This is a genomic window from Methylobacterium sp. Leaf94 (genome assembly GCF_001426045.1).
In the GTDB taxonomy this organism is placed as follows: Bacteria; Pseudomonadota; Alphaproteobacteria; order Rhizobiales; family Beijerinckiaceae; genus Methylobacterium.
Window position 1 is genome coordinate 1 of record NZ_LMRM01000062.1, and the last position, 24,048, is coordinate 24,048.

The window sequence follows — 24,048 nt, forward strand, 5'->3', positions numbered from 1 at the left end:
CGCCGGATTGGGTAGTAGGCGCGCGCCGGCTCGGCCGCGCGCCGCGCGACGAACCCCAGCCACGAACACAGCAAGGACAACCATCATGGTCGACACGGATCGCATCACGGGCGCCGCCAAGGAGCTCGGCGGCAAGGTTCAGGGCACGGTGGGCGATCTCACCGGCTCGAAGCGGGACTCGCTCGAGGGCCGTGCCCGCGAGGCGCAAGGCGCCGCCGAGACCCTCTACGGTCAGGCCAAGGACACCGTCCGCGACGCCGCCGAGCACGTGGCCGACACCGCTCGCGAGATCGGCGGCAGGGTTCGCGACACRGTCRGCAACCTGATCGACTCCGACGACGTCGAGGACCGCGCGCGCCGCGCCCAGGGGGCAGCCGGCGACACCTACGACCGCGCCGAGCGGTCCGTGCGCCGGGCCGGCCGCGAGGCCTACGACMGGGCCGAGGACGCCTACGAGACCGGYGGCCGCTCTCTGCGCCAGGGCGGGCGCGAGGTGAGCCACCAAGTCGCCGAGCATCCCGTGGCCGCCCTGCTGGTGGCCGGCCTTCTCGGCTACGGCCTCGGCCTCCTCATCCACGGCCGCGACTGATCCGCAGAGCCGCGACAGATCGATCCCACCGCGCCGGGACTGCGCGGTGGGATCGGCGAACACCCCCGACTGACCCCTCGAACGACCGAACGTCTCGGACGACCGACCACCCGGAGTACCTATCCCGTGTCCACTTCCCCCCTTCTCGCGACCCCGGCCGTCTCGGCCGACACCCCTGGTGACCCAGGTCATCCTCAACATGGTCGGGGTGGGCGTCGGCCTGTCCAGCGTCGGACCCGTGGCCGCCGACAACCCGGCCGCCTCGACGCTCTCGMTGRGCGCCGGCCTCTGGTTCGTGGGCTCGGGCGTGGTCGCTTCCCTGGCGGGCGGCCTCATCGCCGGGCGCCTCTCGGGCAAGCCCGTCACGGGCGCGGCCGGCCTGCACGGGCTGGTCTCCTGGGCGGTGACCACCCTGGTGGTGCTCTACCTCCTGACCTCGGCCGCCGGCGGCCTCATCGGGGGCGCCTTCTCGGGCGTGACCAGCACGCTGGGCGGGGCCGGCTCGCTGGTGGGCGGCACGGTGCAGACCGCCGCGCAGGCCGCGGCTCCGTCGCTGTCGAAGATCTCCAACCCCCTGGACGGCATCGANTGGGCGGAGAAGGTCCCGGCCGAGGCGACGTGACCAGCACGCTGGGCGGGGCCGGCTCGCTGGTGGGCGGCACGGTGCAGACCGCCGCGCAGGCCGCGGCTCCGTCGCTGTCGAAGATCTCCAACCCCCTGGACGGCATCGAGCAGTCGGTGCGCAACCAGGCGGCCGGCCAGGACCCGCARGCGGCCAAGGACGCGGCCGTGGCCGCCATCCGGGCGCTGTTCACCGGTGACCCGGCCCAGAAGGCCCAGGCCGAGACCCGCGCGGCCGAYGCCCTGGCCAAGGCCCAGGGCATCCCGGTCGACCAGGCCAAGGCCCAGATCCAGGACTACCGCAAGCAGTACGACGAGACCGTCGCGACCGCCAAGGTGAAGGCGGAAGCCGCGGCCGTCGCCGCCAAGTCCGCCGCCACCCAGGGCGCCTTCTACGGCGCGCTCGCCCTGATCCTGGGCGCCCTCGCCGGCTTCTTCGGCGGACGCCTCGGCGCTCCCAAGGCCGCCACCGTCGTGGCCGGTTACGACGCCCGCCGCGTCTGAACGGACGGGGCTGACCGACGCCGGCCAGCCCCGCCCCCTCCGATCGGGCGCCCCCGTCAGGCACGCACCGTGCCTCGGGGTCTCCTGCCGCCGACGTGTCCTTGCCTCCGCGACAGGCCACCGTTGCCGCCCAAGCCGCTGGCCCGCGATAGCCTGTTCGCTGCACATCGAGATCCCGGATCGGAGGCGCCGGGCGGCACGGTGGACATCGGCCGCCGGTCTGTTCGCCGGGCGAGGCTCCGCCAACGCGAGTGGTACGGTACGGATGCCTCGCCAGCCGGATTCGAGAGCAAGGATCGGGATGCGGCTCCGGGGATTTCGGGGCAGGACAGGCTGCGACGCGGCCACAACAAGCGGGGGCCGCCCCTGGACGACGGAGGACGTTTCCCCATGCGGCGCGCTGACACCCATCCGGAGTGGGACGACCCGAGCGCCCCCGATGACGCGGACGCGCAGCGATGGGCCGCGCTCACCGCCCGCGACGCGCGGGCCGACGGCACCTTCGTCTACGCCGTTCGCACCACGGGCGTGTATTGTCGCCCCAGTTGCCCCTCTCGCGCGGCCAACCCGGAGAACGTGAGCTTCCACGCCACCTGCGATGCAGCCGAGGCCGCGGGCTTCCGCCCGTGCCGGCGCTGTCGGCCCAACGACGTGACCCCGGCCGAACGGCACGCCGCGGCCATCGTCCGGGCCTGCCGCCTGATCGACGCGGCCGAGACCATGCCGACACTCGAAGGCCTCGCCGCGGAAGCGGGCCTGAGCGCCTTCCACTTCCACCGCGTCTTCCGAAGGGTCACCGGCATCACGCCGAAGGCCTACGCGACGGCCAAGCGGGCCGAGCGCGTGGCGCAGCGCCTGCCCGAGGCCGGGACGGTGACCGAAGCGATCTTCGCGGCCGGCTTCAACGCGTCGAGCCGCTTCTACGCTGAAGGCCCGGATCGGCTCGGGATGCACCCATCGGCCTATCGCACGGGAGGCGCCGGGACGGCGATCCGCTTCGCGGTGGCCGCGTGCTTCCTCGGCGCGCTCCTGGTGGCGGCGACCCCCCGGGGCCTCTGCGCGATTCTCCTGGGCGACGATCCCGACGCCCTGGTCCGCGATCTCCAGGACCGCTTCCCCAGGGCCGACCTGGCGCCCGGCGATCCAGCCTTCGACGGGTGGGTGGCGACGGTCGTCGGTTTCGTCGAGGCGCCGGGCCGCGGCCTCGACTTGCCCCTCGACATCGGCGGCACCATCTTCCAGCAGCGGGTCTGGGCCGCCCTTCGCGCCGTCCCGATCGGCACCACGACGACCTACGGCGCGATCGCCCAGGCCATCGGCGCCCCGACATCCATGCGGGCCGTGGCCCAGGCCTGCGGCGCCAACCCGCTGGCGGTCGCCATCCCGTGCCACCGGGTGGTCCGCGCGGACGGGTCGCTCTCCGGTTATCGCTGGGGCGTCGCGCGCAAGCGCCAGCTCCTCGACCGCGAGGCGGATGCGCGCTGAAGGTCTCGCCGCGCGCCTGACGGTTTGAGAGAGCAGGTTCGACGTGTCGGGTTCGACGTGGCATGGGAGCCACAGGTCACGACCACAGGGTGTCCGACCCGTCGCGCCCCCTCGGTCCACGGGGTAGAAGCGACTTCGGCATTCCCGGACGCGCGATGCGCATGAATGGACGTCGCGGTTCGCGTCCGGCCCGACCGGCCTCCCTCCCTACGGCGTGACCCGCCCCCGCTCCCGTGGTCGAAACCGGCATGGCCGCTGTTCCCCGTTCTCCGCGTTCCCAGGCCGTCGCGCCCCGAACTGCGGCCCCGCGAACCGGAGCCGTCCGGCTTGCCCTCGTCGCCGTCCTTCTCTCCGCGTCGGAGGTGCGCGCCGAGGAGGCGGGCGGGATCGTGCTGGAGGAGCTCTCGATCACGGCCGAGGGTCGCCCGGCACCGGCCGGGGTGCCGTTCGGTGTCTCGGCGCCCCCCGGTTCCAGCCCGAGCGTGATCGAACAGCCCCTGGGCGCCACCGCCACGCGCGTCGGCCGCACCGACACGATCGAGAACCGGCCCGCCACAAGCCTCGGATCGGTGCTGGTGAACAGTCCCGGCGTCACCGTGCGCCCGGGCAATGGCGGGCGCGACGTGGTGATCTCCATCCGCGGCAACAATGCCCGCTCCACCGGTGTCATCCGGAACATGGTTGTGCTGGAGGACGGCTTTCTCCTGACCCAGCCGGACGGCGCCTCGCGCTTCGACCTCGTCGATCCGCGCGCCTACGGCCGCATCGACGTGTTCCGCGGTCCGCAATCAGCGCTCTTCGGCAACTACGCCACCGGCGGCGCGCTCGCCTTCCGCACCCGGACGGGCCGCGAGATCGACGGCTTCGAGATCTCTTCGGCAACTACGCCACCGGCGGCGCGCTCGCCTTCCGCACCCGGACGGGCCGCGAGATCGACGGCTTCGAGATCGGCACCGATGCGGGCAGCTTCGGCTATCTGAGCAACTATTTCACGGTCGGCGGCGTCAGCGGCCCCGTCGAGATCAGCCTGTTCGCAAGCGACGTCCGCGCCAACGGCTACCAGGATAACAGCGCCTACGACACGCAGACGATCAACCTGCTGGCCAGCTACACGCCGACGCCGGACAACCGCTTCACCCTGAAGGTAATCAACAACCGGTTGCAGGCGGACCTACCGGGGCGCGCCTCCCTCGACCAGTACCAGATCAATCCCTACCAGCGCGGATGCGGCACGGTGGCGACGGCGGCACCGGGCTGTACCCTGACGAACCTGTTCGCCAACGGGGCCTTCGGCCGGACCGTCGGCGTGACCGCCACCGAGGGCGGGTTCGGACGGGACGACCGGCGCACCGTCGTGGCCCTGCGCTGGGAGCACGACCTCGACGCACAGACGACCTGGCGGACCCAGCTCGGCTTCGACGAGCGCAACTTCGACCAGCCGTTCTACACCTCCGCCGTCCGGGGCAGTTACCCGTCCCTGACCCTCCTCACGGACCTGACCCGACGCTACGACCTGATGGGCCTGCCGGCCGTGGGCTACGTGGCCTTCACCTCCGAGATCCTCGACAACCACGTGACCACGTTCAACCGGGCGCCGGGGGCGGGACGACCGGCCCTGGGCGCCCTGATCGGAGACCTGCGCGGCGACCAGACCAATCTCGGCGGGCGCGCCCGCACGGAGGTGGCACTTTCCGACCAGTGGAGCGGGCTCCTCGGACTCAGCGCGACGAACACCACGATCACCGGACGCAACAGCGCCTATACCTATTCGGAAGCCGGACGGACGGCCTCGGTGGTCGATGCCGCGCGCAGCTTCCTCAACGTCGCGCCGGAACTGGCCGTGGTCTATCGGCCCCGGGACGCCTGGAGCGTCCGCGGGCGCGTCGCCACCGGCTACGCCACGCCGACGGGCAGCAACCTGTTCGTCACCAGCGCGGGGCTGCCGGGCAACAACACGCAGCTTCAGGCACAGACGAACCTCGGCTTCGACCTCGGCGTCGACTGGACGCCGGTGGACTCCCTGCGGATCAGCCTCACGGGCTTCTACGAGTTCTTCCGCAACGAACTCCTGTCGCAATCACCGGGTGGGGGCCGGCTGAGCTACTTCATCAACGCCCCGGCCTCGGAGCATCGCGGCGTCGAACTCGGCGGCGACTGGGCCTTCGCGCCGGGCTGGCGCGGAACGCTGGCCTACAGCTTCGACGATCAGATCTACACGCGGTTCACCGAGCTGCTGAGCGCCGGTGCCGTCACCGCCCGTTTGGACCGGGCGGGCAAGTCCATTCCCGGCGTCCCCGCGCACCAGCTCCTGGCGCGGGTCGGCTACGATCAGGTCGGCGGCCCCCTGGACGGGCTCGGCGCCTTCGTGGAGACCGTGGTTCAGGACGGCGTCCTCATCGACAACGGAAACCGCCTGAGGACCCCCGGCTACGCCATCCTCAACGCGAACGTCCACTACGCCACGGAGCTTACCGGGGGCTACGCCAAGCGCCTCAGCCTGTACCTGGAAGTCCGCAACCTGCTCGACACGACCTTCATCGCCTCCGCCCTGAACCTGACGAGCACCCTCAGCCGGACTACCGGCCTGGAAAATGGAGCAGCCACCCTGGCGGGCACGGCCGGATCGATCCTCGCGGGCGCGCCGCGCAACGTCGTCGGAGGGCTGAAGCTCGCGTTCTGAGATCCTGCGGCTCGCGAGTCTGCGGCTCCGGCGGGCAGAGCGCGGGATTGCCTATATTTTAGGCGTTTGATGGGAGGTTTCTGGAGAGCGGCAAGGTCTCTGCGTGTCTTTGAGGCAATGCCTGGCCGCGTACCCGGCGACCCGGACAGCATTGTGGTGTCCTCGGCCGGTGCAGCACAGAATCGGGATCGTGGGCGGCAAGACATGATCAGGCGGCGTGTTCGTCTCGGGCGACCGGGAGCGGCGCGAGGGGTTGGCCGATGGATTGCATTCACGGTTCCGTCACGCCGTCTCCAGCCCATGGAAACCCGTCCGCGCATGTTTGCTTCCGTTTCCCGATGGTCGAAGTCCCGCCTTCTCGCCGCCGCCCTGCTGTCCGGGGTGCTGATGCCCACGGCCTTCGCGCAGGGCGTCCTTAAGATCGGTATGACGGCTTCCGACATCCCGCTCACCACGGGCCAAGCCGACAATGGCGGCGAGGGCATGCGGTTCACGGGCTATACGGTCTATGACGGGCTCATCAATTGGGACCTCTCCTCCGCCACCAAGCCCTCCGTGCTGGTGCCGGGCCTCGCCACGAGCTGGGCCGTCGATCCCGCCGACAACACCAAGTGGACCTTCAAGCTGCGCGAGGGCGTGACCTTCCACGACGGCTCGCCCTTCACCGCCGAGTCGGTGGTGTGGAACCTCGACAAGCTCCTGAAGACCGACGCGCCGCAATTCGACCCGCGCCAGTCGGCCCAGGGGCGCTCGCGCATCCCGGCGGTGGCGAGCTACCGCGCCATCGACCCGACCACCCTCGAAATCGTCACCAAGAACCCCGACGCGACGCTGCCCTACCAGATCGCGTGGATCATGATCTCGTCGCCGGCCCAGTGGGAGAAGGTCGGCAAGAGCTGGGACGCCTTCGCCAAGACCCCGGCCGGCACCGGCCCATGGAAGCTCACCCTGTTCGCCCCGCGCGAGCGCGCCGAGATGGTGCCCAACAAGGAGTACTGGGACAAGGCCCGGGTGCCCAAGCTCGACAAGCTCGTGCTCGTGCCGCTGCCCGAGGCCAATGCCCGCGTGGCGGCCCTCCGTTCGGGTCAGGTCGACTGGATCGAGGCGCCCCCGCCGGATGCCGTCGCGTCCCTGAAGGCCGCCGGCTTCGGCATCGTCACCAACGCCTACCCGCACAACTGGACCTGGCACCTCTCCCGCGTCGAGGGCTCGCCCTGGAACGACATCCGCGTGCGCAAGGCCGCCAACCTCGCGGTGGACCGCGAGGGCATGAAGGAGCTGCTGAACGGGCTGATGATCCCGGCGCAGGGCTTCATGCCGCCGGGCTCGGCCTGGTTCGGCCACCCGACCTTCAAGCCGACCTACGACCCCGAAGCCGCCAAGAAGCTCCTGGCCGAGGCCGGCTACGGCCCGAACAAGCCCATCGTCACCAAGATCCTGATCGCGCCGTCGGGCTCGGGCCAGATGCAGCCCCTGCCGATGAACGAGTTCATCCAGCAGAACCTCGCGGATGTCGGCATCAAGGTCGAGTTCGAGGTGGTCGAGTGGAACACGCTCATCAACCTGTGGCGCGCGGGCGCCAAGTCCGACATGTCGCGCAAGGCGACGGGGATGAACTTCTCCTACTTCATCCAGGACCCCTTCACGGGCTTCATCCGCCACCTCCAGTGCAACCTCGCGGCGCCCAACGGCACCAACTGGGGCCATTACTGCGACCCCGAGATGGACAAGCTCTTCGACCAGGTCCGCACCACCTTCGACCCGGCCGAGCAGACCAAGGTCCTGGAGAAGGTGCACGAGAAGTACGTCGACGACGCCCTGTTCCTGATGGTGGCCCACGACACCAATCCGCGTGCCATGAGCCCCAAGGTGAAGGGCTTCGTGCAGGCGCAGAACTGGTTCCAGGACTTCTCGCCGATCTCGATGGGCAAGTGATCGGGCAAGTGGTTGAGCAAGTGACGATGAAGGTCGCGGTCATGAACCCTCCCCCGCTGCGGGGGGAGGGTGGTCGCGCAGGAACCGGGGGAGGGGCATGCCGCATCCGGCAAAGTCGCCTCCGCTCCCGCCTGCTCCGCAGGTACCCTCTTCCGCAGAGGAGAGAGGGCTGAGAACATGCTGAAGTTCATCCTCAAGCGCCTGCTCACCGTGACGCCGGTGGCGCTCGGCGTGAGCGTCGTCTGCTTCATGCTGGTCCACCTCGCCCCCGGCGATCCCTTGAGCGCGGTGCTCCCGGTGGACGCCACGCAGGAGACCATCGACGCCATGCGGGCGGCCTACGGCTACGACAAGCCACTGCCCGTCCAGTACGTGATCTGGCTCTGGCACGTGCTTCAGGGCGATCTCGGCATCTCCATCGCCACCGGCCGCCCCGTGGTGCAGGAGGTCGGGCGGGCCGTGGTGAACAGCCTGATCCTGGCCTCCGTGGCGACGCTGATCGGCTTCACCTTCGGGTGCCTGTTCGGCTTCGTGGCCGGCTACTTCCGCAACTCGGTCCTGGACCGGCTCGCCTCGGCGGTCTCGGTCTTCGGGGTGAGCGTGCCGCATTACTGGCTCGGCATGGTGCTGGTCATCGTGTTCTCGGCCCAACTCGGCTGGCTGCCGCCCACCGGGGCCGGGCCCGACGGCTCGGGCAACTGGCGGCCCGATCTCGACCACCTGCGCTACATCATCCTGCCGGCCCTCACGATGTCGGTGATTCCCATGGGCGTCATCGCCCGCACCATCCGGGCGCTGGTGGGCGACATCCTCGCGCAGGACTTCGTCGGTGCGCTCCGGGCCAAGGGCATGAGCGAGTTCGGCGTGTTCCGGCACGTCGTCAAGAACGCGGCCCCGACGGCGCTGGCCATCATGGGCCTGCAACTCGGCTACCTGCTGGGCGGCTCGATCCTGATCGAGACCGTGTTCGCCTGGCCCGGCACCGGCTTCCTCCTGAACGCCGCGATCTTCCAGCGCGACCTGCCCCTGCTGCAGGGCTCGATTCTCGTCCTGGCGATGTTCTTCGTCGCCCTCAACCTCATCGTCGACGTCGTCCAGACGGCGCTCGACCCGCGCATCGAGAGGGGCTGATGGCACGCGCGACACAGGCCGCCGCACCGATCCTCGACATCGCCGGCGGGGCCGCCCCGGCGCCGACGGCGCCGGACGCCTTCGTGCCCTCGCGGGGGTTCTGGGGGCAGGTCGGCCACAAGCTCCTGCGCGATCCCGTAGCGATGGCCGCCGCCGGCATCATCCTGGCGATCGTGGCGGTGGCGCTGCTCTCGCCCTGGATCACCCCGATGGACCCCTATCGCGGCTCGATGCTGCGGCGCCTGAAGCCCATCGGCGACGCCACCTACCTCCTGGGCTCGGACGAACTCGGCCGCGACATGCTGAGTCGCCTGATGATGGGCGGGCGCCTGTCCCTGTTCATCGGGGTCACCCCCGTCATCCTCGCCTTCGTCATCGGGTCCGGCATCGGCATCCTGGCCGGCTACGTCGGCGGCTGGGTCAACACCGTGCTGATGCGCACGGTGGACGTGTTCTTCGCGTTCCCCTCGGTGCTGCTCGCCATCGCGCTCTCTGGCGCCCTGGGCGCGGGCATCTTCAACTCGATCGTGTCGCTGACCTGCGTGTTCGTGCCCCAGATCGCCCGCGTGGCCGAGAGCGTGACCACCCAGATCCGCGCCCGCGACTACGTCGACGCCGCCCGCCTCTCCGGCGCCTCGACCCTGACGATCCTGCGCGTGCAGGTGCTCGGCAACGTGCTGGGGCCGATCTTCGTCTACGCCACCAGCCTCATCAGCGTATCGATGATCCTGGCCTCCGGCCTCTCCTTCCTCGGCCTCGGCGTGAAGCCGCCGGAGCCCGAATGGGGCCTGATGCTGAACACCCTGCGCACGGCGATCTACGTGAACCCGATGGTCGCGGCCCTGCCGGGGCTGGCCATCTTCATCGTCTCGATCTCGTTCAACCTGTTCTCCGACGGCCTGCGGTCCGCCATGGAGGTGAAAGCATGAGCCAGCCCATCGGCCTCGCCACCGTCCCGATCGCCCGCGACCGGGGCGGCCCGGCTCAGCCCCTCCTCACCGTCGACCGACTTGTGAAGCACTTCCCCGTCAAGAAGGGCATCGGCGGCACCAAGGCGGTGGTGCGAGCGGTGGACGGCGTCGATTTCGAAATCCTGAAGGGCGAGACCCTCGGCGTGGTCGGCGAGTCGGGCTGCGGCAAGTCCACTACCGCCCGGCTCATCATGGGCCTGATCCGCCACGATTCCGGCGACCTGCTGTTCGACGGCGAGCGCATCGGCAGCCGGGCGCTGCCCCTGCGGGACTTCCGGGCCCAGGCCCAGATGGTGTTTCAGGACAGCTACTCCTCCCTGAATCCGCGCATGACCGTCGAGGGGTCCATCGCCTTCGGGCCACAGGTGCACGGGATCCCGAAGCGCCAGGCCATCGAGCGCGCCCGCAGCCTGCTCGCCCGGGTGGGGCTGGAGCCGGCGCGCTTCGCGGCGCGCTACCCGCACGAGCTCTCAGGCGGCCAGCGCCAGCGGGTGAACATCGCCCGGGCGCTCGCCCTCGAACCCCGCCTCGTGGTGCTCGACGAGGCGGTCTCGGCCCTCGACAAGTCGGTGGAGGCGCAGGTGCTGAACCTGCTGATGGATCTGAAACAGGAGTTCAACCTCACCTACCTGTTCATCAGCCACGACCTCAACGTGGTGCGCTTCATCTGCGACCGGGTGGCGGTGATGTATCTCGGTCAGGTGGTGGAGATCGGCCCCGCCGACACGGTGCTGGCCGCTCCGGCTCATCCCTACACGGCCGCGCTCCTGTCCTCGATGCCCTCGATGGACCCGGATGCGCGGACCACGGTGGCGCCGCTTGCCGGCGACCCGCCGAACCCCATCGACCCGCCCGCCGGCTGCCGCTTCCACCCGCGCTGCGCCCTCGTCGAAGAGGTCTGCCGCGGCACGGTCCCGCCCCTCGACGGCCGCGATGCGCGCCACCGCGTCGCCTGCCTCGCCCGCCAGCCCGGCTCGGGCCATTCCCTGTCGCCCAGCCTGACGGTGGCCGCATGAGCGTATCGGCACCCGAGCCGGCCGTCGCGATCCGCGGCCTGACGGTGGTCTTCGGCGGCGTGGTCGAGGCCGTGGACGGGGTCGACCTCACCCTCGAGCGCGGCCAGGCCGTGGCGCTGATCGGCGAGTCCGGCTCCGGCAAGAGCGTCACCCTTCGGGCGATCATGCGCCTGAACCCGGAGCGCCGGACGCGGATCGGCGGCACGATCCGGGTTGGCGGCGCGGACGTGATGGCCCTGTCGCCCAAAGCCCTGCGGGCCCTGCGCGGCCGGGCCGTGGCGATGATCTTCCAGGAGCCGCTCCTGGCCCTCGATCCCGTCTACACGGTGGGCCAGCAGATCACCGAGGCGATCCGCCAGCACGAGCGGATCAGCGCCGGGGCGGCCCGCCAGCGCGCCCTGGCCCTGTTCGAGCGGGTCCGCATTCCGAGCCCGGAGCGGCGCCTCGACGCCTATCCGCACGAGATGTCGGGGGGCATGCGCCAGCGCGCGATGATCGCTCTGGCGCTCGCCTGCCGGCCGCAGGTCCTGCTCGCCGACGAGCCGACCACGGCGCTCGACGCCACCGTTCAGATCCAGATCCTGCTGCTCCTGCGCGAATTGCAGGCGGAACTCGGCCTCTCGACGATCTTCGTCACCCACGACCTCGGCGCCGCCGTGGAGGTCGCGGACCGGATCGCGGTGATGTATGCCGGCCGCATCGTCGAGGAGGGCTCCGCCCGGGACGTGGTGCTCGCCCCCCACCACCCCTACACGATCGGCCTCCTGCGCAGCCGCGCCGATGGGGCGCTCGCCAAGGGCACGCGCCTGAAGACGATCCCCGGCAGCCCGCCCGACCTCGCCAACCGCCCGCCGGGCTGCCCCTTCGCCCCGCGCTGCTTCCTCGCCGAAGCGCGCTGCCGGGTCGAGGTGCCACCCTCCGTGGCCGTGCAGCCCGGCCACCGGGCCGCCTGCTGGCGCACCGACGCGGCAGAGGCGGCGTTCCAGGAAGACCGGGCGGCGGTGATGGCGGACGCGACGGTGTGAGACCGGAAACCCTCTCCCCCCATTGCGGGGGGGGGGAGGGTGGTCGCGGAGCGACCGGGAGAGGCGGCGACGAGTCCGGATCACGCGCATCCCTCATCCGACCCGCTGACGCGGGCCACCTTCTCCCGCAAAGGTGAGAAGGAAGCGGGGCTCACCCGAGCCGCAGCCCAGCCTTCGCCTTGCGCCGCTGCAGGTACAGGCTCGTCCCCAGCGCCAGTCCGATCACCGCAAGGGACAGGCCGGTGGTGAGGGTACCGAGCGCGTAGATCTCCGGCGTGGTCACGGTGGTGGTCAGGCCCTGCAGCTCCAGTGGCAGGGTGTTGCGGCCGCCGATGGCCTGGCTGGTGCGGGCGAGCTCGTCGAAGGACAGGGTGAAGCCGAACAACGCGACGCCGACCAGCGAGGGGCCGAGGATCGGCACCACCACGTGACGCAGGGTCTGAGACCCGGTGGCGCCGAGGTCGCGGGCGGCCTCCTCGTAGGCCGGGTCGAACCGGTTGAAGACCGCGAACATGATCAGGAGGCCGAAGGGCAGAGTCCAGGTGAGGTGGGCGCCCAGCGCCGAGGTGTAGAGCCCCATCAGGGTACCGTGCTCCTGCAGCCAGCCCCATCCGGTCTCGGCGGCGGCCCATTTCACCGCCTCGTCGAGAAGCCGGAATTCCAACCCGATGCCGAGCGAGACCACGATCGAGGGGACGATCAGGCTCGCGACCGCAAGGGTGAACAGCGCGCCCTCGCCGCGAAAGCGCTTGCGGAAGGCGAGGCCGGCGTAGAACGCGATGACGACGGTGAGCCCCATCACCACGAGGCCAAGTCGCAGGGAGCGCCAGAGGGCGCCCCAGATGTCGACAATCCCGAGCCCGGCCCAGAGCTTGCCGAACCAGTGCGTCGAGACCCCGTTCATCGGGAAGGTGAGGCCCCCCTGCGGCCCCTGGAAGCTGAGGACGAGGATGGTCAGCGTCGGCCCGTACAGGAAGGCCACGAAGAGGGCGAAGAACGCCGCCAGGGCGTAGAAGGCCGGGGAGCGGGGGCGGTCGCTCACGTCTAGAGTTCCTTCCGCAAGTCAATGAGCCGGGTCATGGCCACGATCATCAGCATCACGGCGCCCAGCAGGACCACCGCGTTGGCCGCGGCCGCCGGCAGCTGCAGGGCCGACATCTGGACCTGGATGACCTTGCCGACCGAGGCGATCTGCTGGCCGCCCATGACGCCGACGGTGACGAAGTCGCCCATCACCAGGGTCACCACGAAGATCGACCCGATGGCGATGCCGGGCTTGGCCAGGGGCACCACCACGTTCCAGAGGGTCTGCCAGCCGGTGGCGCCGGAATCATAGGCCGCCTCGATCAGCGACCGGTCGATGCGCGCCATGCTGTTGAAGATCGGCACGATCATGAAGACCGTGTTGAGGTGCACGAAGGCGAGCACCACCGAGAAGTCGGAATAGAGCAGGCCCTCGATGGGCGTCTTGATCAGTCCCATCCCCATCAGGGTGTCGTTGACGAGGCCGTTGCGGCCCAGCAGCGGGATCCAGGAGATCATCCGGATCACGTTCGAGGTCCAGAACGGAATCGTGCAGACGAGGAACAGCGCCATCTGCATGGTGCGCGAGCGGACGTGGAAGGCGACGAAGTAGGCCACCGTGAAGCCGATCCCCAGGGTGAAGGCCCAGGTCAGCGCGCAGAATTTCAGGGTCGAGAGGTAGGTCCGCACGGTGGTGCAGGCATCCGCCGTGTTGAGGCAGCCCTCGAACACGTCGATGTAATTCTGCACCGTGAAGGCGGGAATGATCTCGTACTCGTTGTACTCCCAGAAGCTGACGATCAGGGTCAGGCCCAGGGGCACCACGAAGAACACCAGGAAGACGAGCGCCATCGGCGCGGCCTGGAGGTAGGCCAGCGCCTGCCGGCGGCGGGTCCTCGTCGTAAGGCTGGCGGCGGGGGCCTTGGCGGGCGGCGCCTCCGTCACGGCGGCCGGAAGGGCGATGTCGGTCATGGCGCAACCCTCGTGACAGGCGAAACCCTCCCCCCCTCTGCGGGGGAGGGCGTTCGCATCGTCGCCCCGCTTACGCGGCGATGAACTCGTTCCACTTGCGGACCATGTAGGTGTTCTCGTCCATCACGGCGTTCCAGCAGGCGACGCTGCCCATGCGGGTCTCGAAAGAGCCGCCGTCGCGGGTGGCGCCGGCCTTCTCCAGCACGCTGCCGTCCGGTCCCTTGATGTCCTTCTCGGCGGGCTTGCCCTCCATCCAGTACGCCCACTCGTAGGGCTCCATGTGCGCCTTGGCCGTCTCCAGCACGGCCGAGTAGTAGCCCTGTCGGTTGAGGTAGGCGCCGGCCCAGCCGGAGAGGAACCAGTTGATGAAGTCGTAGGCCGCATCCAGCTTGCGGCCCGTCAGGGTCTTGGGCAGGCCGAAGCCGGTGGCCCAGGCCCGGTAGCCCTCCTTGAGGGGCTGGTAGGTGCAGGCCACGCCCTGGCTGCGGACCTTGGTGACGGCGGGCGACCACATCGACTGGATCACGGTCTCGCCCGATGCCATCAGGTTCACGGATTCGTTGAAGTCCTGCCAGAAGGCGCGGAACTGACCGGCGCGCTTGGCCTCGATCAGCAGCTTGATGGTGCGATCGATCTCGGCCTTCGTCATGTTGCCCTTGTCGGGATAGGTGTAGTCGCCCGTGGCCTCGATCACCATGGCGGCATCCATGATGCCGATGGAGGGGATGTTGAGGATCGAGGCCTTCCCCTTGAATTCGGGGTTCAGGAGTTCCTTCCAGCTCGCGATCGGGCGTTTGATCAGGTCCGGGCGGATGCCGAGGGTGTCGGCGTTGTAGGTGGTGGGGATCAGGGTGATCCACTCGGTGGGCGAACCCGCGAAGGTCTTCGCGTTTTGCCCCTCGAGATAGAAGACCTTCTTGGGCGCCGTGCCCTGGTCGCCGATCGTCTTGCCCCCGACCTGGCCCTTGGTGAAGACCGGAGTGATGTTGTCGGCCTGCTTGATCCGACGGGCATCCATGCCCTGGATGTTGCCCGAGGGGATAAGCTTCTTCAGACTGAAGAACTCGGTGTCGAGGAGGTCGAAGGAATTCGGCTGCGTCACCACGCGCTTGGTCACCTCGTCGGTGACGACGGGGATGTACTCGATGGTGATCCCGAGATCCTCCTTCACCTTGCGGGCGATGTCGCCGGACTGGTTCACGGCGGTGCCGAGGTAGCGCAGGGTCACGGGTTCGGCCGCGATCACGTTGGGAAAGCCGGTGATCGGACCGGCGCCGAGGGCCAGTCCGGTGGCACCCGCGCCCTGGAGCAGGGTGCGGCGGCTCAGCTTGATCGTGGTCGTCATGCAGGCTCCTCTGAGGAAACGCGGTCGGGTCAGGCGCTCAGGCGATGGGCGGCGTCGGCGTCCCAGCCCAGCGGCACGGTCTGGCCGAGGGCGAGGGGGGCGCCCGCATAGGCCGCGTCATCGATCACCGCCGTCAGCGCGGTGGCGGGTCCTCCGCCGAGGCCGTCGGCCGCGAAGCCCACATGCACGCTGGTGCCCTGGTACTCCACCGAGACGACGCGGGCCGGCACCGCGTCCGGGCCGGCTTGCGCGCCGAGGCGCATCCGGTCGGCGCGCACCGCCACCTCGCTCGCGTCGGCCAGGCGGATGACGTTGTGGCCGCCGATGAAGCGGGCGACGAAGGCGGTGGCCGGGCGTTCGAACACGGTGCGGGGGGCGGCCGCCTGCTCGATGCGTCCACCATTCATCACCACCACGAGGTCGGAGAGCGCCATCGCCTCCTCCTGGCTGTGGGTGACGTGGATGAAGGTGATGCCGAGTTCGGCCTGCAGCCGCTTCAGCTCGGTCCGCATCCGCACCCTCAGGAACGGATCGAGGGCCGAGAGCGGCTCGTCGAGGAGCAGGACCTTGGGTCCGGTGACCAGCGCGCGGGCGAGCGCCACGCGCTGCTGCTGGCCACCGGAGAGTTGCGCCGGCAAGCGCTCCGCCAGATGGGCCATCTGAACGAGGTCGAGCATCGCCAGCGCCTTGGCGCGGCGCTCGGCCTTCGCGATGCCCCGCATCTTCAGGCTGAAGGCGACGTTGTCGCGGCAATTCAGGTGGGGAAACAGGGCGTAGCTCTGGAACATCATCGCCGTGCCGCGCTCGGCCGGCGTGGCATCTCCCACGGAGCGCGGGCCGATGACCACGTCGCCGCCGGACACGGTCTCGTGGCCGCCGATCATCCGAAGGGTGGTGGTCTTCCCGCAGCCCGAGGGGCCGAGCAGGCAGCAATAGGCGCCCGAGCGCACCTTCAGATCGATGCCGTCCACGGCGGTCGTGTGGCCGTAGCGCTTGGTCAGGCGGATCAGCTCGACGTCCATGCGTTGTCTCCCCGCCCGATCCCCAGCAAGGGACGGGCCAGACGATCCCCGTTTCGCCACCCAAACCGTCTCCGGTCGACCGCAACCGGGCTGGCGCGCGCCGCCCGGGGGCGGCCGGCCGGATCAGACGGCAGTCCCCGGCCCCGGCGTCCGGTCGAGGACCCGTCCGCGCCCGGGCGGCCCGGTCACCCGCCCATCCTCGGCGACGACCTCGCCCCGCGCGAGGGTCATCACCGGCCAGCCCGTCACGGAAAACCCCTCCCAGGGGGTGTAGTCCGCCCCGTGGTGGAGGTTGGCCTGCCGGATCGTCTCGCGGCGGTTCGGGTCCCACAGCGTCAGGTCGGCGTCGAAGCCGATTCCGATCGAGCCCTTACGCGGGTAGAGCCCATAGAGCTTGGCGTGGTTGGTGGCGGTGAGTTCCACGAAGCGATTGAGGGAGATGCGCCCCGCCGAGACGCCTTCCGAGAACAGGATGGGCAGACGGGTCTCGATGCCCGGGATGCCGTTGGGCACCCAGCGGAAGGAGGTCCGGCCCTTCGGATTCAGCTTGCCGGCGGGATCGTCGTAGCGGAAGGGGCAATGGTCGGAGGAGACCACGTCGAACAATCCGGTCTGGATCCCGCGCCAGATCGCGGCCTGGTTGGAGGCCTCCCGCGGCGGTGGCGAGCAGACGTATTTCGCCCCGGCCATCGGGTCGTCGGAGCTGAGGCCCTTCATGTGGTCGGCGGTCAGGGTCAGGTATTGCGGGCAGGTCTCGGCGTGGATCTTCAGGCCGCGCTCCCGGCCCCAGGCGATCTGCTCCATGGCCTGCTGGCCCGAGACGTGGACGATGACGATCGGCAGGTCGACGAGCTCGGCGTGGCTGATGGCCCGGTGCGCCGCCTCGCGCTCGACCACCTGCGGCCGGGACAGGGCATGTCCGAAGGGGCGCGTCTCGCCGGCCTTCTCCAGACGCTCGGTCATATACCGGATGGCGTCGTAGCCCTCCGCATGGACCATGACGCGCGCGCCCTCCCGCCGCGCCAGGTCGAACACGTCGAGGATCTGGCGGTCGTTCAGGACGAGGTCGTCATAGGTCATAAATACTTTGAAGGAGGTGTAACCCTCCGCGATCAGGGCTGGCAGCTCCTGGCCGAGCACCGCCGGCGTCGGGTCCGAGACAATGAGGTGGATGGCGACATCGATGTGGCACTGCCCCTCCGCCAGCGCCCGGTAGGCATGGGTCGCCGCGCGGAGCGACGCGCCGCGAGGCTGGAGCGCGAAGGGCATCACGCAGGTGTTTCCGCCGGCGGCCGCCGCGCGGGTCGCGGAGGCGAAGTCGTCCGCCATGACGATGCCGGGGCCGGACGCCTGCGCGATATGGACGTGGCTGTCGATGCCCCCGGGCAGGACGAGGAGGCCGGAGGCGTCGATCGTGCGGGCCGCATCGGCGATCCGCTCGCCGATCGCCGCGATGCGGCCGCCGCGGATGCCGAGATCGGCGGCGAACGTGTCGGTGGCGGTGACCAGCGTGCCGCCCCGGATGGCGAGGTCGAAGTCGGGCATGGCGTCAGTCCCTCACACGGCCGATGATCGCCACCGGGCCGCCGCCGTCCGGTCCCTGATGCTCGGCACCGCCCGAGACGAACAGATCGGTGCGCCCGATCGCGGCGGCGGCGACCCCGCCCACGAGGGCGCGGGCGTGCCGGGTGGCGTTGATGTCGCTGTCGTCGTTCATGATGTGGCGCCGGCCCCGGATCAGCCCGTCATGCGAGGGCTCCGCCTTGGCGAGCAGGGCGACCACGCGCTCCGACATCCCGGGAGCCAGCTGACCCGACGAGGAAAACCCGAGATCCGCCAGGACACCCTGGATCGCGTCGAAATCGATGCCGTCGCGCATGACCCGGTGGGCGATGGCGTGGGGGCCGGACCAGCCGGGGGCATTGCCCAGGACAATGACCTCATTGCGCATCAGCTCGATGCCGGCTGACGCACTCGCGCGCCCGGAATAGAGGTCGCGCCGCGTGCCGACGGCCGCGTCCGAAAGCTCTTCGCCCGAGACCTCTCCCAGGGCCAGGGCGATGCCCAGGGCCGAGGCGCCGCGCGACAAGCCCATGGAGGCGTAGGTGTCGTGGGTGGCCACACTTTCCCCGCGCTCGGCGGCCTCATGGATGCGGGCGCTGGTGAGGAGCGGGCACTTCACCTGCACGAAGTGGACGTCCTCCGGCGTGTCCAGCCCGGCCTGGACCATGGCTTCGCCGACCGCCGCGGCCGTCGCCCGCACCTGTGCCATCCGGCCGATCGCCTCGGGCCGGAAATCGGCCGTGAAGGCGGTGCCGATCGCCAGCGCCGACGCACCTTCGGCCTCGGGACCATCGCGGCGCGCCAGCACGAGGAGATGGGGAGAGAGCCCGCCCTCGGTGCCGCCCGACATGACCAGGGCGACCCGTGCGCCGACCGCCGCGGGCGTGCAGCCCATCGCGCCGGCGAGGGCGGTCTCCAGCGCCATCACGGCGAGCGGGCGGGTGAAGTCGTTGACGCAGCCGTTGCCCTCGGTCTTGCCAAAGATCGCCACGATCTCGTCCGCCGCCACGGCGCCGGCGGCGATGAGGTCCATCACCCCCGAGACGTCGGCGGGATGCCGGGTCGGCACGCGGAAGACGAGGCATTCGGGCATGGCGGGTTCGCGTCTGGATGAGAGGACGGGCCAAGCTAGGCCGCGCGTCCGGCCCGCGCGAGTGCTGGTTTGCGCACGCCGCGCTCCCGAACGGGCAACGGTCGGGATGGACCGAACGGTACGGCTCTTGCCGGGCCGGGGGCGACAAGGTGGTCGATGGCAGCGCGACCCGGTTTGGAGCTGCACGATTTGTGGCTTTCTGCCCCCGAGGGTGGCGCTCAATTGTCCGATCTGACCAAGCGGACGGCAATCGCGCCCTCGATCGACGGCGATGACCGATCTGTGGGTTTTGTTGGCATTGCTTTTGCCAAGCTGGATTTCGCGAGGCCCTGACAGCGTCCGGCGGCGGACACGGCCTCCCGCCGGCAATCCTGAGGAGCACGAACGCATGACAGACCCGACGATCAGCCGGCGCAGCGCGCTCAAGCTCGGCACGGCCGCCGCGGCGGGCGCCCTCGCGACGCCGTTCCTCGCCCGCCACGGCCTCGCCGCCGAGGAACCGATCAAGCTCGGGAGCCTCCTCGACGGCAGCGGCGCCCTCGGCCTCGAGGGCAAGCGGATGATCCAGACAACCGAATACGCGGTGGAACTGATCAACAAGGCCGGCGGCCTCCTCGGACGGCCGATCAAGATCATCGCCTACGACACCCAGTCGAGCATGCAGCTCTACACGCAGTACGCCCAGCAACTCGCACTGAAGGAGAAGGTCGACGTCATCCAGGGTGGCATCACATCGGCCTCGCGCGAGGCGATTCGGCCGATCTTCGGCCGGTCCAAGACCCTGTACTTCTACAACACCCAATACGAGGGCGGCGTCTGCGACCGCAACGTGTTCTGCACCGGCACGACGCCGGCCCAGACCGTGAATCACCTCGTCGACTATGCGCTGAAGACCTGGGGGAAGAAGGCCTACATCATCGCGGCCGACTACAATTACGGCCATATCACCGCGAGCTGGATGACGAAGTTCATGAAGGAGGGCGGCGGCTCGGTCGCCGGCACCGACTTCTTCCCCCTCGACGTGACGAATTTCTCCTCCGCGATCAGCCGAATCCAGCAGGCCCAGCCCGACCTCGTGCTCTCGGCCCTGGTGGGCGCCAACCATTCGGGCTTCTACCGCCAGTGGGACGCCGCCGGGATGAAGGGCCGGATTCCCGTGGCTTCCTCGGTCTTCGGGCTCGGCGACGAACTCACCACCATGGATGCTTCGACCACCACCGGCATCGTCACATGCTACGGCTGGTACAACGACCTGCCCGACGCCCGGAGCGTCGCGTTCGTCAAGGGGATGCAGGCCAAGTTCGGCGCCGACGTCACCGACCTCAGCGAACTCGACACCGCCACCTACGACGGCATCATGCTCTGGGCCGAGGGGGTGAAGAAGGCCGGCTCCCTCGACCGCGACAAGGTCATCGCCGCCCTGGAATCCGGCATCTCCTACGAGGGTCCGACCGGCAAGGTGACCATGGACGGGGCGACCCACCATACCATCCGCAACACCTACCTCGCCCGGCCCAAGGACAAGAAGTGGGAGATCCTCGCGAGCTTCCCGGAACAGTTCCCCGCCGACACGGCCGGCGCCTGCGACCTCCTGAAGAATCCGAAGACCAACAAGCAGTTCACCCCCGACCTGAAGGGTTGAGGGTGAGCATGGCGCCCGATCTCGTCGGCCTCCTCGCCTTCAACGTCCTGGCGGGCATCGCGACACTCGCGCTGATCACCCTCGGCCTCGGGGTGATCTACGGAATGATGCGGATCATCAACCTCGCCCATGGCGAGTTCATGATGCTCGGCGCCTACACGGCGGTGGCCGCCTCCGATGCCGGCCTCAACATCTGGGTCGCCATGCTGGTGCTGCCGCCCCTCGTGGTCGGCCTCATCGGCCTCGTCCTCGAGCGCACCGTCATCCGCTTCCTCTACGGGCGCATGATGGACACGATGCTGGCGACCTGGGGGATCAGCCTCGGGCTGATCGGCCTCGTCACGTCGATCTACGGCAACGTGGTCCGGGGCGTGTCCACGCCGGTCGGGAGCTTCGAGATCGGGCGCTACGGCGCGAGCCTCTACAGCCTGGTCATCGTGGCGGTGGCCTGCGCGGCCCTAGCCGGCCTCTACCTGCTCCTGCGCCTGACCAGGTTCGGGCTGATCCTGCGGGCGACGATGCAGAACCCGCGCATGGCGGCCTCCCTGGGGGTTTCGCCGGACCGGATCTACATGGCGACCTTCGCCCTCGGGGCCGGCCTGGCGGGTCTCGCCGGCGGGGTGCTCGCACCGATCTCCGGCATCTCGCCGGCCATGGGGGCGGCCTACATCTCGCGCGCCTTCATCACGGTGCTGGGCGGCGGCCCGGCGATCCTCACCGGCACGGGGCTCGCCTCGACCCTATTCGGGGTCATCAACGAGCTCGTCTCGTTCAAGACCACCCCCGTCATCGGCGACGTGGCCCTTCTGGTCGCCGCAGTCCTGCTCATCCGCGTGCTGCCCCAGGGCATCACCGGCCGCTACCTGAGGCGCAGCCTATGACCCGTCCCCCGTCGCCGCTCCGAGCCCTGGTCCGTCCGGCGGCCCTGAGCTTCCTCGCCATGGTCGCCTCGGGCCTCGTCATCCTGTTCGGAGCCCCCCACCTCCTCGACACCTTCGGCCTCGTGCAGATGACGGGCTTCGTGGCCATGGCGATGTTCGCCCTCAGCCAGGGCTTCATCTGGGGCTATGGCGGCGTGATGTCGTTCGGGCAGGCCGCCTTCCTGGGCCTCGGCGGCTACGCCTACGCCGTCGCGGTCCTGAACCTCGGTGACTCGACCCTGCCGGTTCTGCTCGCCATCGTGGTGCCGATGCTGTTCGCGGGATTGCTCGGCTACTTCATGTTCTACGGCCGAATCTCGGACGCCTATATCGGGGTGATCACCCTGACGGTCTCGGTGATCCTGTTCCAGCTCGTGAACACCACCTCGGGCAGCCAGTACCGGATCGGCGAGGCCGAACTCGGCGGCTTCAACGGCATCCCGGCCATCCCGGCCCTCAACCTGCCGGGCGATGCCGGCAACCCGCTCGACCCCGAGGGGATCTGGTATGCCGCGATGGGGAGCCTCATCCTCGTCTACGTGGTCCTGCGCGCCATCCTGGCGAGCCGGTTCGGCCGCGTGGTCGTGGCGATCCGCGAGAACGAGACCCGGGCGCAGCTCATCGGCTACGATCCGCGCCTTTACAAGCTCCTGGCCTTCATGATCTCGGCCGGCATCGCCGGCCTCGGTGGCTGCCTGTTCGCGAATTGGGGCGGTTTCATCAGCCCCACGGTCTTCGGCCTCACCATGTCGGCCCAGGTGATCATCTTCGTTCTCGTCGGCGGACTCGGCACCCTGCTCGGCCCGATCCTCGGGGCGGTACTGATACAGTGGCTGACCATCGAGGCCGGCGCCCAGAGCCTCATCGATTCCAACCTCGGCCTCGGCGCGATCCTGGTCACCTTCGTGCTGCTGATCCCGCAGGGTCTGGTGCCGGTGGCCCGCAACCTCTTCCTGCGCCTCGGCACGGCGCTCATCGGCCGGCGGATGCGGGCCAAGCCCCTCGGGCCCGCCCCGGGCGCGGCCCTGGCCGGGGAGGTCCGTCGATGAGCGTGTCCCCCGCGGCGAAACCCCTCCGCCCCCTGCTGGAAGCCAAGGGCGCCACCATGCGCTTCGGCGGCGTCACCGCCGTCAACGCGGTCGACTTCGTCCTCGGGGAGGTGGAGCTGCGCTGTCTCATCGGTCCGAACGGCGCAGGAAAGAGCACCTTCTTCAAGATGCTCACCGGCCAGCTCACGGCGAGCGCCGGGCGCATCCACTTCCGCGACACCGACATCACGGCCGCGCACCCGCACGAGATCGCCCGCCTCGGGGTCGGCATCAAGACGCAGGTTCCCAACGTCTTCAACGGCCTGTCGGTGCGCGAGAACGTCTTCGTCGCGGCGGGCCGCAAGAAGTCGCTCGCCCGCACCCGCGCCATCGTCGAGGAGACGCTGACCCGCCTCAAGCTCACCGAGATCGCCACCCGCCTCGTCGGGCAGCTCGCCCACGGCCAGCGTCAATGGGTCGAGATCGCCACGGTCCTGGCCCAGGAGCCGGAGCTGATCCTCCTCGACGAGCCCGCCGCCGGGATGACGAAGGAGGAGGTCGAGCGCACCGCCGCCCTCATCCGCGAGATCAACCGCACCCATGCGGTCATCGTGGTGGAGCACGACATGCCGTTCATCCGGATGATCGCCAAGACCGTGACCGTGTTCAACCAGGGCCGCATCCTGATCGAGGGCGATGTCGACACGGTACTGTCCGACGCCCGCGTCCGCGACGTCTATCTGGGCAAGCAGGCCGCATGACCGCTCCCCTCCTCGCCGTCGACGACCTGCATTCCGGCTACGGCCGCATCCCGATCCTCGGCGGCGTGTCGCTGCAGGTGAATGAGGGCGCGTTCGTCGGCATCCTCGGCCATAACGGCATGGGCAAGTCGACCCTGCTGCGGACGCTCACCGGCAACCTGCCCGCCACGGCCGGATCGATCACCTTCGACGGGCGCGACATCACCCGGCTCTCCCCGACCGCCCGGGCCCGGGCCGGCATCGGCTACGTGCCGCAGGGGCGCGAGATCTTTCCGGCGCTCAGCGTCCACGAGAACCTGCGGATGGGCTGCCTTCTGTCGCACGACAGGGAGGAGGCGGTGATCGCCGACATCCTCACCTTGTTCCCGCGCCTGAAGGCCTATCTCGACCGGCCGGGCGGTGCCCTCTCGGGGGGCGAACAGCAGCTGCTGGCCCTGGCCCGCTGCCTCTGCGGGGCCCCCCGCATCATCCTCCTCGACGAGCCCACCGAGGGCATCCAGCCCTCGATCATCGAGGAGATCATCGAGACGCTCCGGGCGATCGGCCGGCAACGGGGCCTCGCGGTGCTGCTGGTGGAGCAGAACCTGAACTTCATCGCGTCCCTCTCGCAGCGCGTGCTGATCCTGCAGAAGGGCCGCATCACCCGCGAGGTCCCGCCCGATGTCGCCCGCGACCGGGCGATGATCGACGAGTTCGTCGGCATGGCCTGAGGGCCACACCCC

20 protein-coding genes and 2 pseudogenes are annotated in these 24,048 nt (G+C 69.7%); 16 read left to right on the top strand and 6 right to left on the bottom strand.

What is annotated here, in order from left to right; genetic code table 11:
- The first annotated feature begins 85 nt into the window (after window positions 1-85).
- The 11 genes and pseudogenes from ASG63_RS21120 (at window position 86) to ASG63_RS21165 (ending at window position 11,957) form a co-directional block, all read left to right on the top strand.
- Window positions 86-589, top strand: coding sequence for a CsbD family protein (locus ASG63_RS21120; protein WP_056221338.1), 504 nt, complete (start codon window positions 86-88; stop codon window positions 587-589).
- Window positions 590-758: 169 nt separating this feature from the next.
- Window positions 759-1,177: pseudogene (locus tag ASG63_RS26660) on the top strand (PhnA-like protein); the annotation flags it as partial.
- 1 nt (window position 1,178) lies between these two features.
- Window positions 1,179-1,714: pseudogene (locus ASG63_RS26665) on the top strand (PhnA-like protein); the annotation flags it as partial.
- A 390-nt stretch (window positions 1,715-2,104) separates the two neighbouring features.
- Entirely contained in the window at window positions 2,105-3,199 is a 1,095-nt protein-coding gene (ada, locus tag ASG63_RS21135) for a bifunctional DNA-binding transcriptional regulator/O6-methylguanine-DNA methyltransferase Ada (protein WP_056221341.1), read from the top strand.
- Window positions 3,200-3,447: 248 nt separating this feature from the next.
- Complete coding sequence (locus ASG63_RS27145) at window positions 3,448-4,179, top strand: TonB-dependent receptor plug domain-containing protein (RefSeq protein WP_443189822.1); 732 nt, start codon at window positions 3,448-3,450, stop codon at window positions 4,177-4,179.
- A gap of 179 nt (window positions 4,180-4,358) precedes the next feature.
- Window positions 4,359-5,879: a TonB-dependent receptor domain-containing protein gene (locus tag ASG63_RS21140; RefSeq protein ID WP_443189823.1), complete on the top strand. Its 1,521-nt coding sequence runs from the start codon at window positions 4,359-4,361 to the stop codon at window positions 5,877-5,879.
- Window positions 5,880-6,266: 387 nt separating this feature from the next.
- On the top strand, window positions 6,267-7,814 hold the full coding sequence (locus ASG63_RS21145; RefSeq protein ID WP_244479716.1) for an ABC transporter substrate-binding protein: 1,548 nt from the start codon (window positions 6,267-6,269) through the stop codon (window positions 7,812-7,814).
- Window positions 7,815-7,991: 177 nt separating this feature from the next.
- Window positions 7,992-8,945 carry an ABC transporter permease gene (locus ASG63_RS21150; protein ID WP_056221348.1) on the top strand — a complete coding sequence of 318 codons (954 nt, stop codon included), beginning with the start codon at window positions 7,992-7,994 and terminating at the stop codon, window positions 8,943-8,945.
- Window positions 8,945-9,874, top strand: coding sequence for an ABC transporter permease (locus ASG63_RS21155; protein ID WP_056221351.1), 930 nt, complete (start codon window positions 8,945-8,947; stop codon window positions 9,872-9,874). The genes ASG63_RS21150 and ASG63_RS21155 overlap by 1 nt, the downstream gene beginning before the upstream one ends.
- Window positions 9,871-10,932 (top strand): ABC transporter ATP-binding protein, encoded by a 1,062-nt coding sequence (locus ASG63_RS21160; RefSeq protein WP_056221354.1) that lies wholly within the window; start codon window positions 9,871-9,873, stop codon window positions 10,930-10,932. Before ASG63_RS21155 ends, ASG63_RS21160 begins: the two co-directional genes overlap by 4 nt.
- Complete coding sequence (locus ASG63_RS21165) at window positions 10,929-11,957, top strand: ABC transporter ATP-binding protein (protein WP_056221357.1); 1,029 nt, start codon at window positions 10,929-10,931, stop codon at window positions 11,955-11,957. The genes ASG63_RS21160 and ASG63_RS21165 overlap by 4 nt, the downstream gene beginning before the upstream one ends.
- Window positions 11,958-12,108: 151 nt before the next feature.
- Here ASG63_RS21165 and ASG63_RS21170 read toward each other — a convergent pair whose 3' ends face one another.
- From ASG63_RS21170 to ASG63_RS21195, 6 genes are all read right to left on the bottom strand, one after another.
- Window positions 12,109-12,999 carry an ABC transporter permease gene (locus tag ASG63_RS21170; RefSeq protein WP_056221362.1) on the bottom strand — a complete coding sequence of 297 codons (891 nt, stop codon included), beginning with the start codon at window positions 12,997-12,999 and terminating at the stop codon, window positions 12,109-12,111.
- Window positions 13,000-13,001: 2 nt separating this feature from the next.
- A complete protein-coding gene (locus tag ASG63_RS21175) occupies window positions 13,002-13,952 on the bottom strand; it encodes an ABC transporter permease (protein ID WP_056221366.1) in 951 nt (316 codons plus the stop codon).
- A gap of 70 nt (window positions 13,953-14,022) precedes the next feature.
- Window positions 14,023-15,297, bottom strand: coding sequence for an ABC transporter substrate-binding protein (locus tag ASG63_RS21180; RefSeq protein WP_056221369.1), 1,275 nt, complete (start codon window positions 15,295-15,297; stop codon window positions 14,023-14,025).
- Between the two features lie 29 nt (window positions 15,298-15,326).
- Window positions 15,327-16,319: an ABC transporter ATP-binding protein gene (locus tag ASG63_RS21185; RefSeq protein ID WP_056221372.1), complete on the bottom strand. Its 993-nt coding sequence runs from the start codon at window positions 16,317-16,319 to the stop codon at window positions 15,327-15,329.
- Window positions 16,320-16,442: 123 nt separating this feature from the next.
- Window positions 16,443-17,864, bottom strand: a complete 1,422-nt coding sequence (hydA, locus tag ASG63_RS21190) for a dihydropyrimidinase (protein ID WP_056221375.1) — start codon at window positions 17,862-17,864, stop codon at window positions 16,443-16,445.
- Between the two features lie 4 nt (window positions 17,865-17,868).
- Window positions 17,869-18,975, bottom strand: a complete 1,107-nt coding sequence (locus ASG63_RS21195; protein WP_056221380.1) for a ring-opening amidohydrolase — start codon at window positions 18,973-18,975, stop codon at window positions 17,869-17,871.
- Window positions 18,976-19,363: 388 nt separating this feature from the next.
- Between ASG63_RS21195 and ASG63_RS21200 the strand changes: the two genes are divergently transcribed.
- Genes ASG63_RS21200 through ASG63_RS21220 form a run of 5 tightly spaced genes read left to right on the top strand, consistent with a single transcriptional unit; the run spans window position 19,364 to window position 24,036 of the window.
- Window positions 19,364-20,617, top strand: a complete 1,254-nt coding sequence (locus ASG63_RS21200) for an urea ABC transporter substrate-binding protein (protein ID WP_056221383.1) — start codon at window positions 19,364-19,366, stop codon at window positions 20,615-20,617.
- An 8-nt stretch (window positions 20,618-20,625) separates the two neighbouring features.
- Window positions 20,626-21,498, top strand: coding sequence for a branched-chain amino acid ABC transporter permease (locus tag ASG63_RS21205; RefSeq protein WP_056221764.1), 873 nt, complete (start codon window positions 20,626-20,628; stop codon window positions 21,496-21,498).
- Window positions 21,495-22,586, top strand: coding sequence for an ABC transporter permease subunit (locus ASG63_RS21210; RefSeq protein WP_056221387.1), 1,092 nt, complete (start codon window positions 21,495-21,497; stop codon window positions 22,584-22,586). The genes ASG63_RS21205 and ASG63_RS21210 overlap by 4 nt, the downstream gene beginning before the upstream one ends.
- Complete coding sequence (locus tag ASG63_RS21215) at window positions 22,583-23,326, top strand: ATP-binding cassette domain-containing protein (protein ID WP_056221390.1); 744 nt, start codon at window positions 22,583-22,585, stop codon at window positions 23,324-23,326. Before ASG63_RS21210 ends, ASG63_RS21215 begins: the two co-directional genes overlap by 4 nt.
- Window positions 23,323-24,036, top strand: a complete 714-nt coding sequence (locus ASG63_RS21220) for an ABC transporter ATP-binding protein (RefSeq protein ID WP_056221393.1) — start codon at window positions 23,323-23,325, stop codon at window positions 24,034-24,036. Before ASG63_RS21215 ends, ASG63_RS21220 begins: the two co-directional genes overlap by 4 nt.
- Window positions 24,037-24,048: the final 12 nt, after the last annotated feature.

What these genes read in the sequence shown, in the direction of transcription:
- ada (WP_056221341.1), top strand. Translation starts at nt 2,105, where the DNA reads ATGCGGCGCGCTGACACCCATCCGGAGTGGGACGACCCGAGCGCCCCC.
- ASG63_RS27145 (WP_443189822.1), top strand. Translation starts at nt 3,448, where the DNA reads ATGGCCGCTGTTCCCCGTTCTCCGCGTTCCCAGGCCGTCGCGCCCCGA.
- ASG63_RS21145 (WP_244479716.1), top strand. Translation starts at nt 6,267, where the DNA reads ATGCCCACGGCCTTCGCGCAGGGCGTCCTTAAGATCGGTATGACGGCT.
- ASG63_RS21150 (WP_056221348.1), top strand. Translation starts at nt 7,992, where the DNA reads ATGCTGAAGTTCATCCTCAAGCGCCTGCTCACCGTGACGCCGGTGGCG.
- ASG63_RS21155 (WP_056221351.1), top strand. Translation starts at nt 8,945, where the DNA reads ATGGCACGCGCGACACAGGCCGCCGCACCGATCCTCGACATCGCCGGC.
- ASG63_RS21160 (WP_056221354.1), top strand. Translation starts at nt 9,871, where the DNA reads ATGAGCCAGCCCATCGGCCTCGCCACCGTCCCGATCGCCCGCGACCGG.
- ASG63_RS21165 (WP_056221357.1), top strand. Translation starts at nt 10,929, where the DNA reads ATGAGCGTATCGGCACCCGAGCCGGCCGTCGCGATCCGCGGCCTGACG.
- ASG63_RS21175 (WP_056221366.1), bottom strand. Translation starts at nt 13,952, where the DNA reads ATGACCGACATCGCCCTTCCGGCCGCCGTGACGGAGGCGCCGCCCGCC.
- ASG63_RS21180 (WP_056221369.1), bottom strand. Translation starts at nt 15,297, where the DNA reads ATGACGACCACGATCAAGCTGAGCCGCCGCACCCTGCTCCAGGGCGCG.
- ASG63_RS21185 (WP_056221372.1), bottom strand. Translation starts at nt 16,319, where the DNA reads ATGGACGTCGAGCTGATCCGCCTGACCAAGCGCTACGGCCACACGACC.
- hydA (WP_056221375.1), bottom strand. Translation starts at nt 17,864, where the DNA reads ATGCCCGACTTCGACCTCGCCATCCGGGGCGGCACGCTGGTCACCGCC.
- ASG63_RS21195 (WP_056221380.1), bottom strand. Translation starts at nt 18,975, where the DNA reads ATGCCCGAATGCCTCGTCTTCCGCGTGCCGACCCGGCATCCCGCCGAC.
- ASG63_RS21200 (WP_056221383.1), top strand. Translation starts at nt 19,364, where the DNA reads ATGACAGACCCGACGATCAGCCGGCGCAGCGCGCTCAAGCTCGGCACG.
- ASG63_RS21205 (WP_056221764.1), top strand. Translation starts at nt 20,626, where the DNA reads ATGGCGCCCGATCTCGTCGGCCTCCTCGCCTTCAACGTCCTGGCGGGC.
- ASG63_RS21210 (WP_056221387.1), top strand. Translation starts at nt 21,495, where the DNA reads ATGACCCGTCCCCCGTCGCCGCTCCGAGCCCTGGTCCGTCCGGCGGCC.
- ASG63_RS21215 (WP_056221390.1), top strand. Translation starts at nt 22,583, where the DNA reads ATGAGCGTGTCCCCCGCGGCGAAACCCCTCCGCCCCCTGCTGGAAGCC.
- ASG63_RS21220 (WP_056221393.1), top strand. Translation starts at nt 23,323, where the DNA reads ATGACCGCTCCCCTCCTCGCCGTCGACGACCTGCATTCCGGCTACGGC.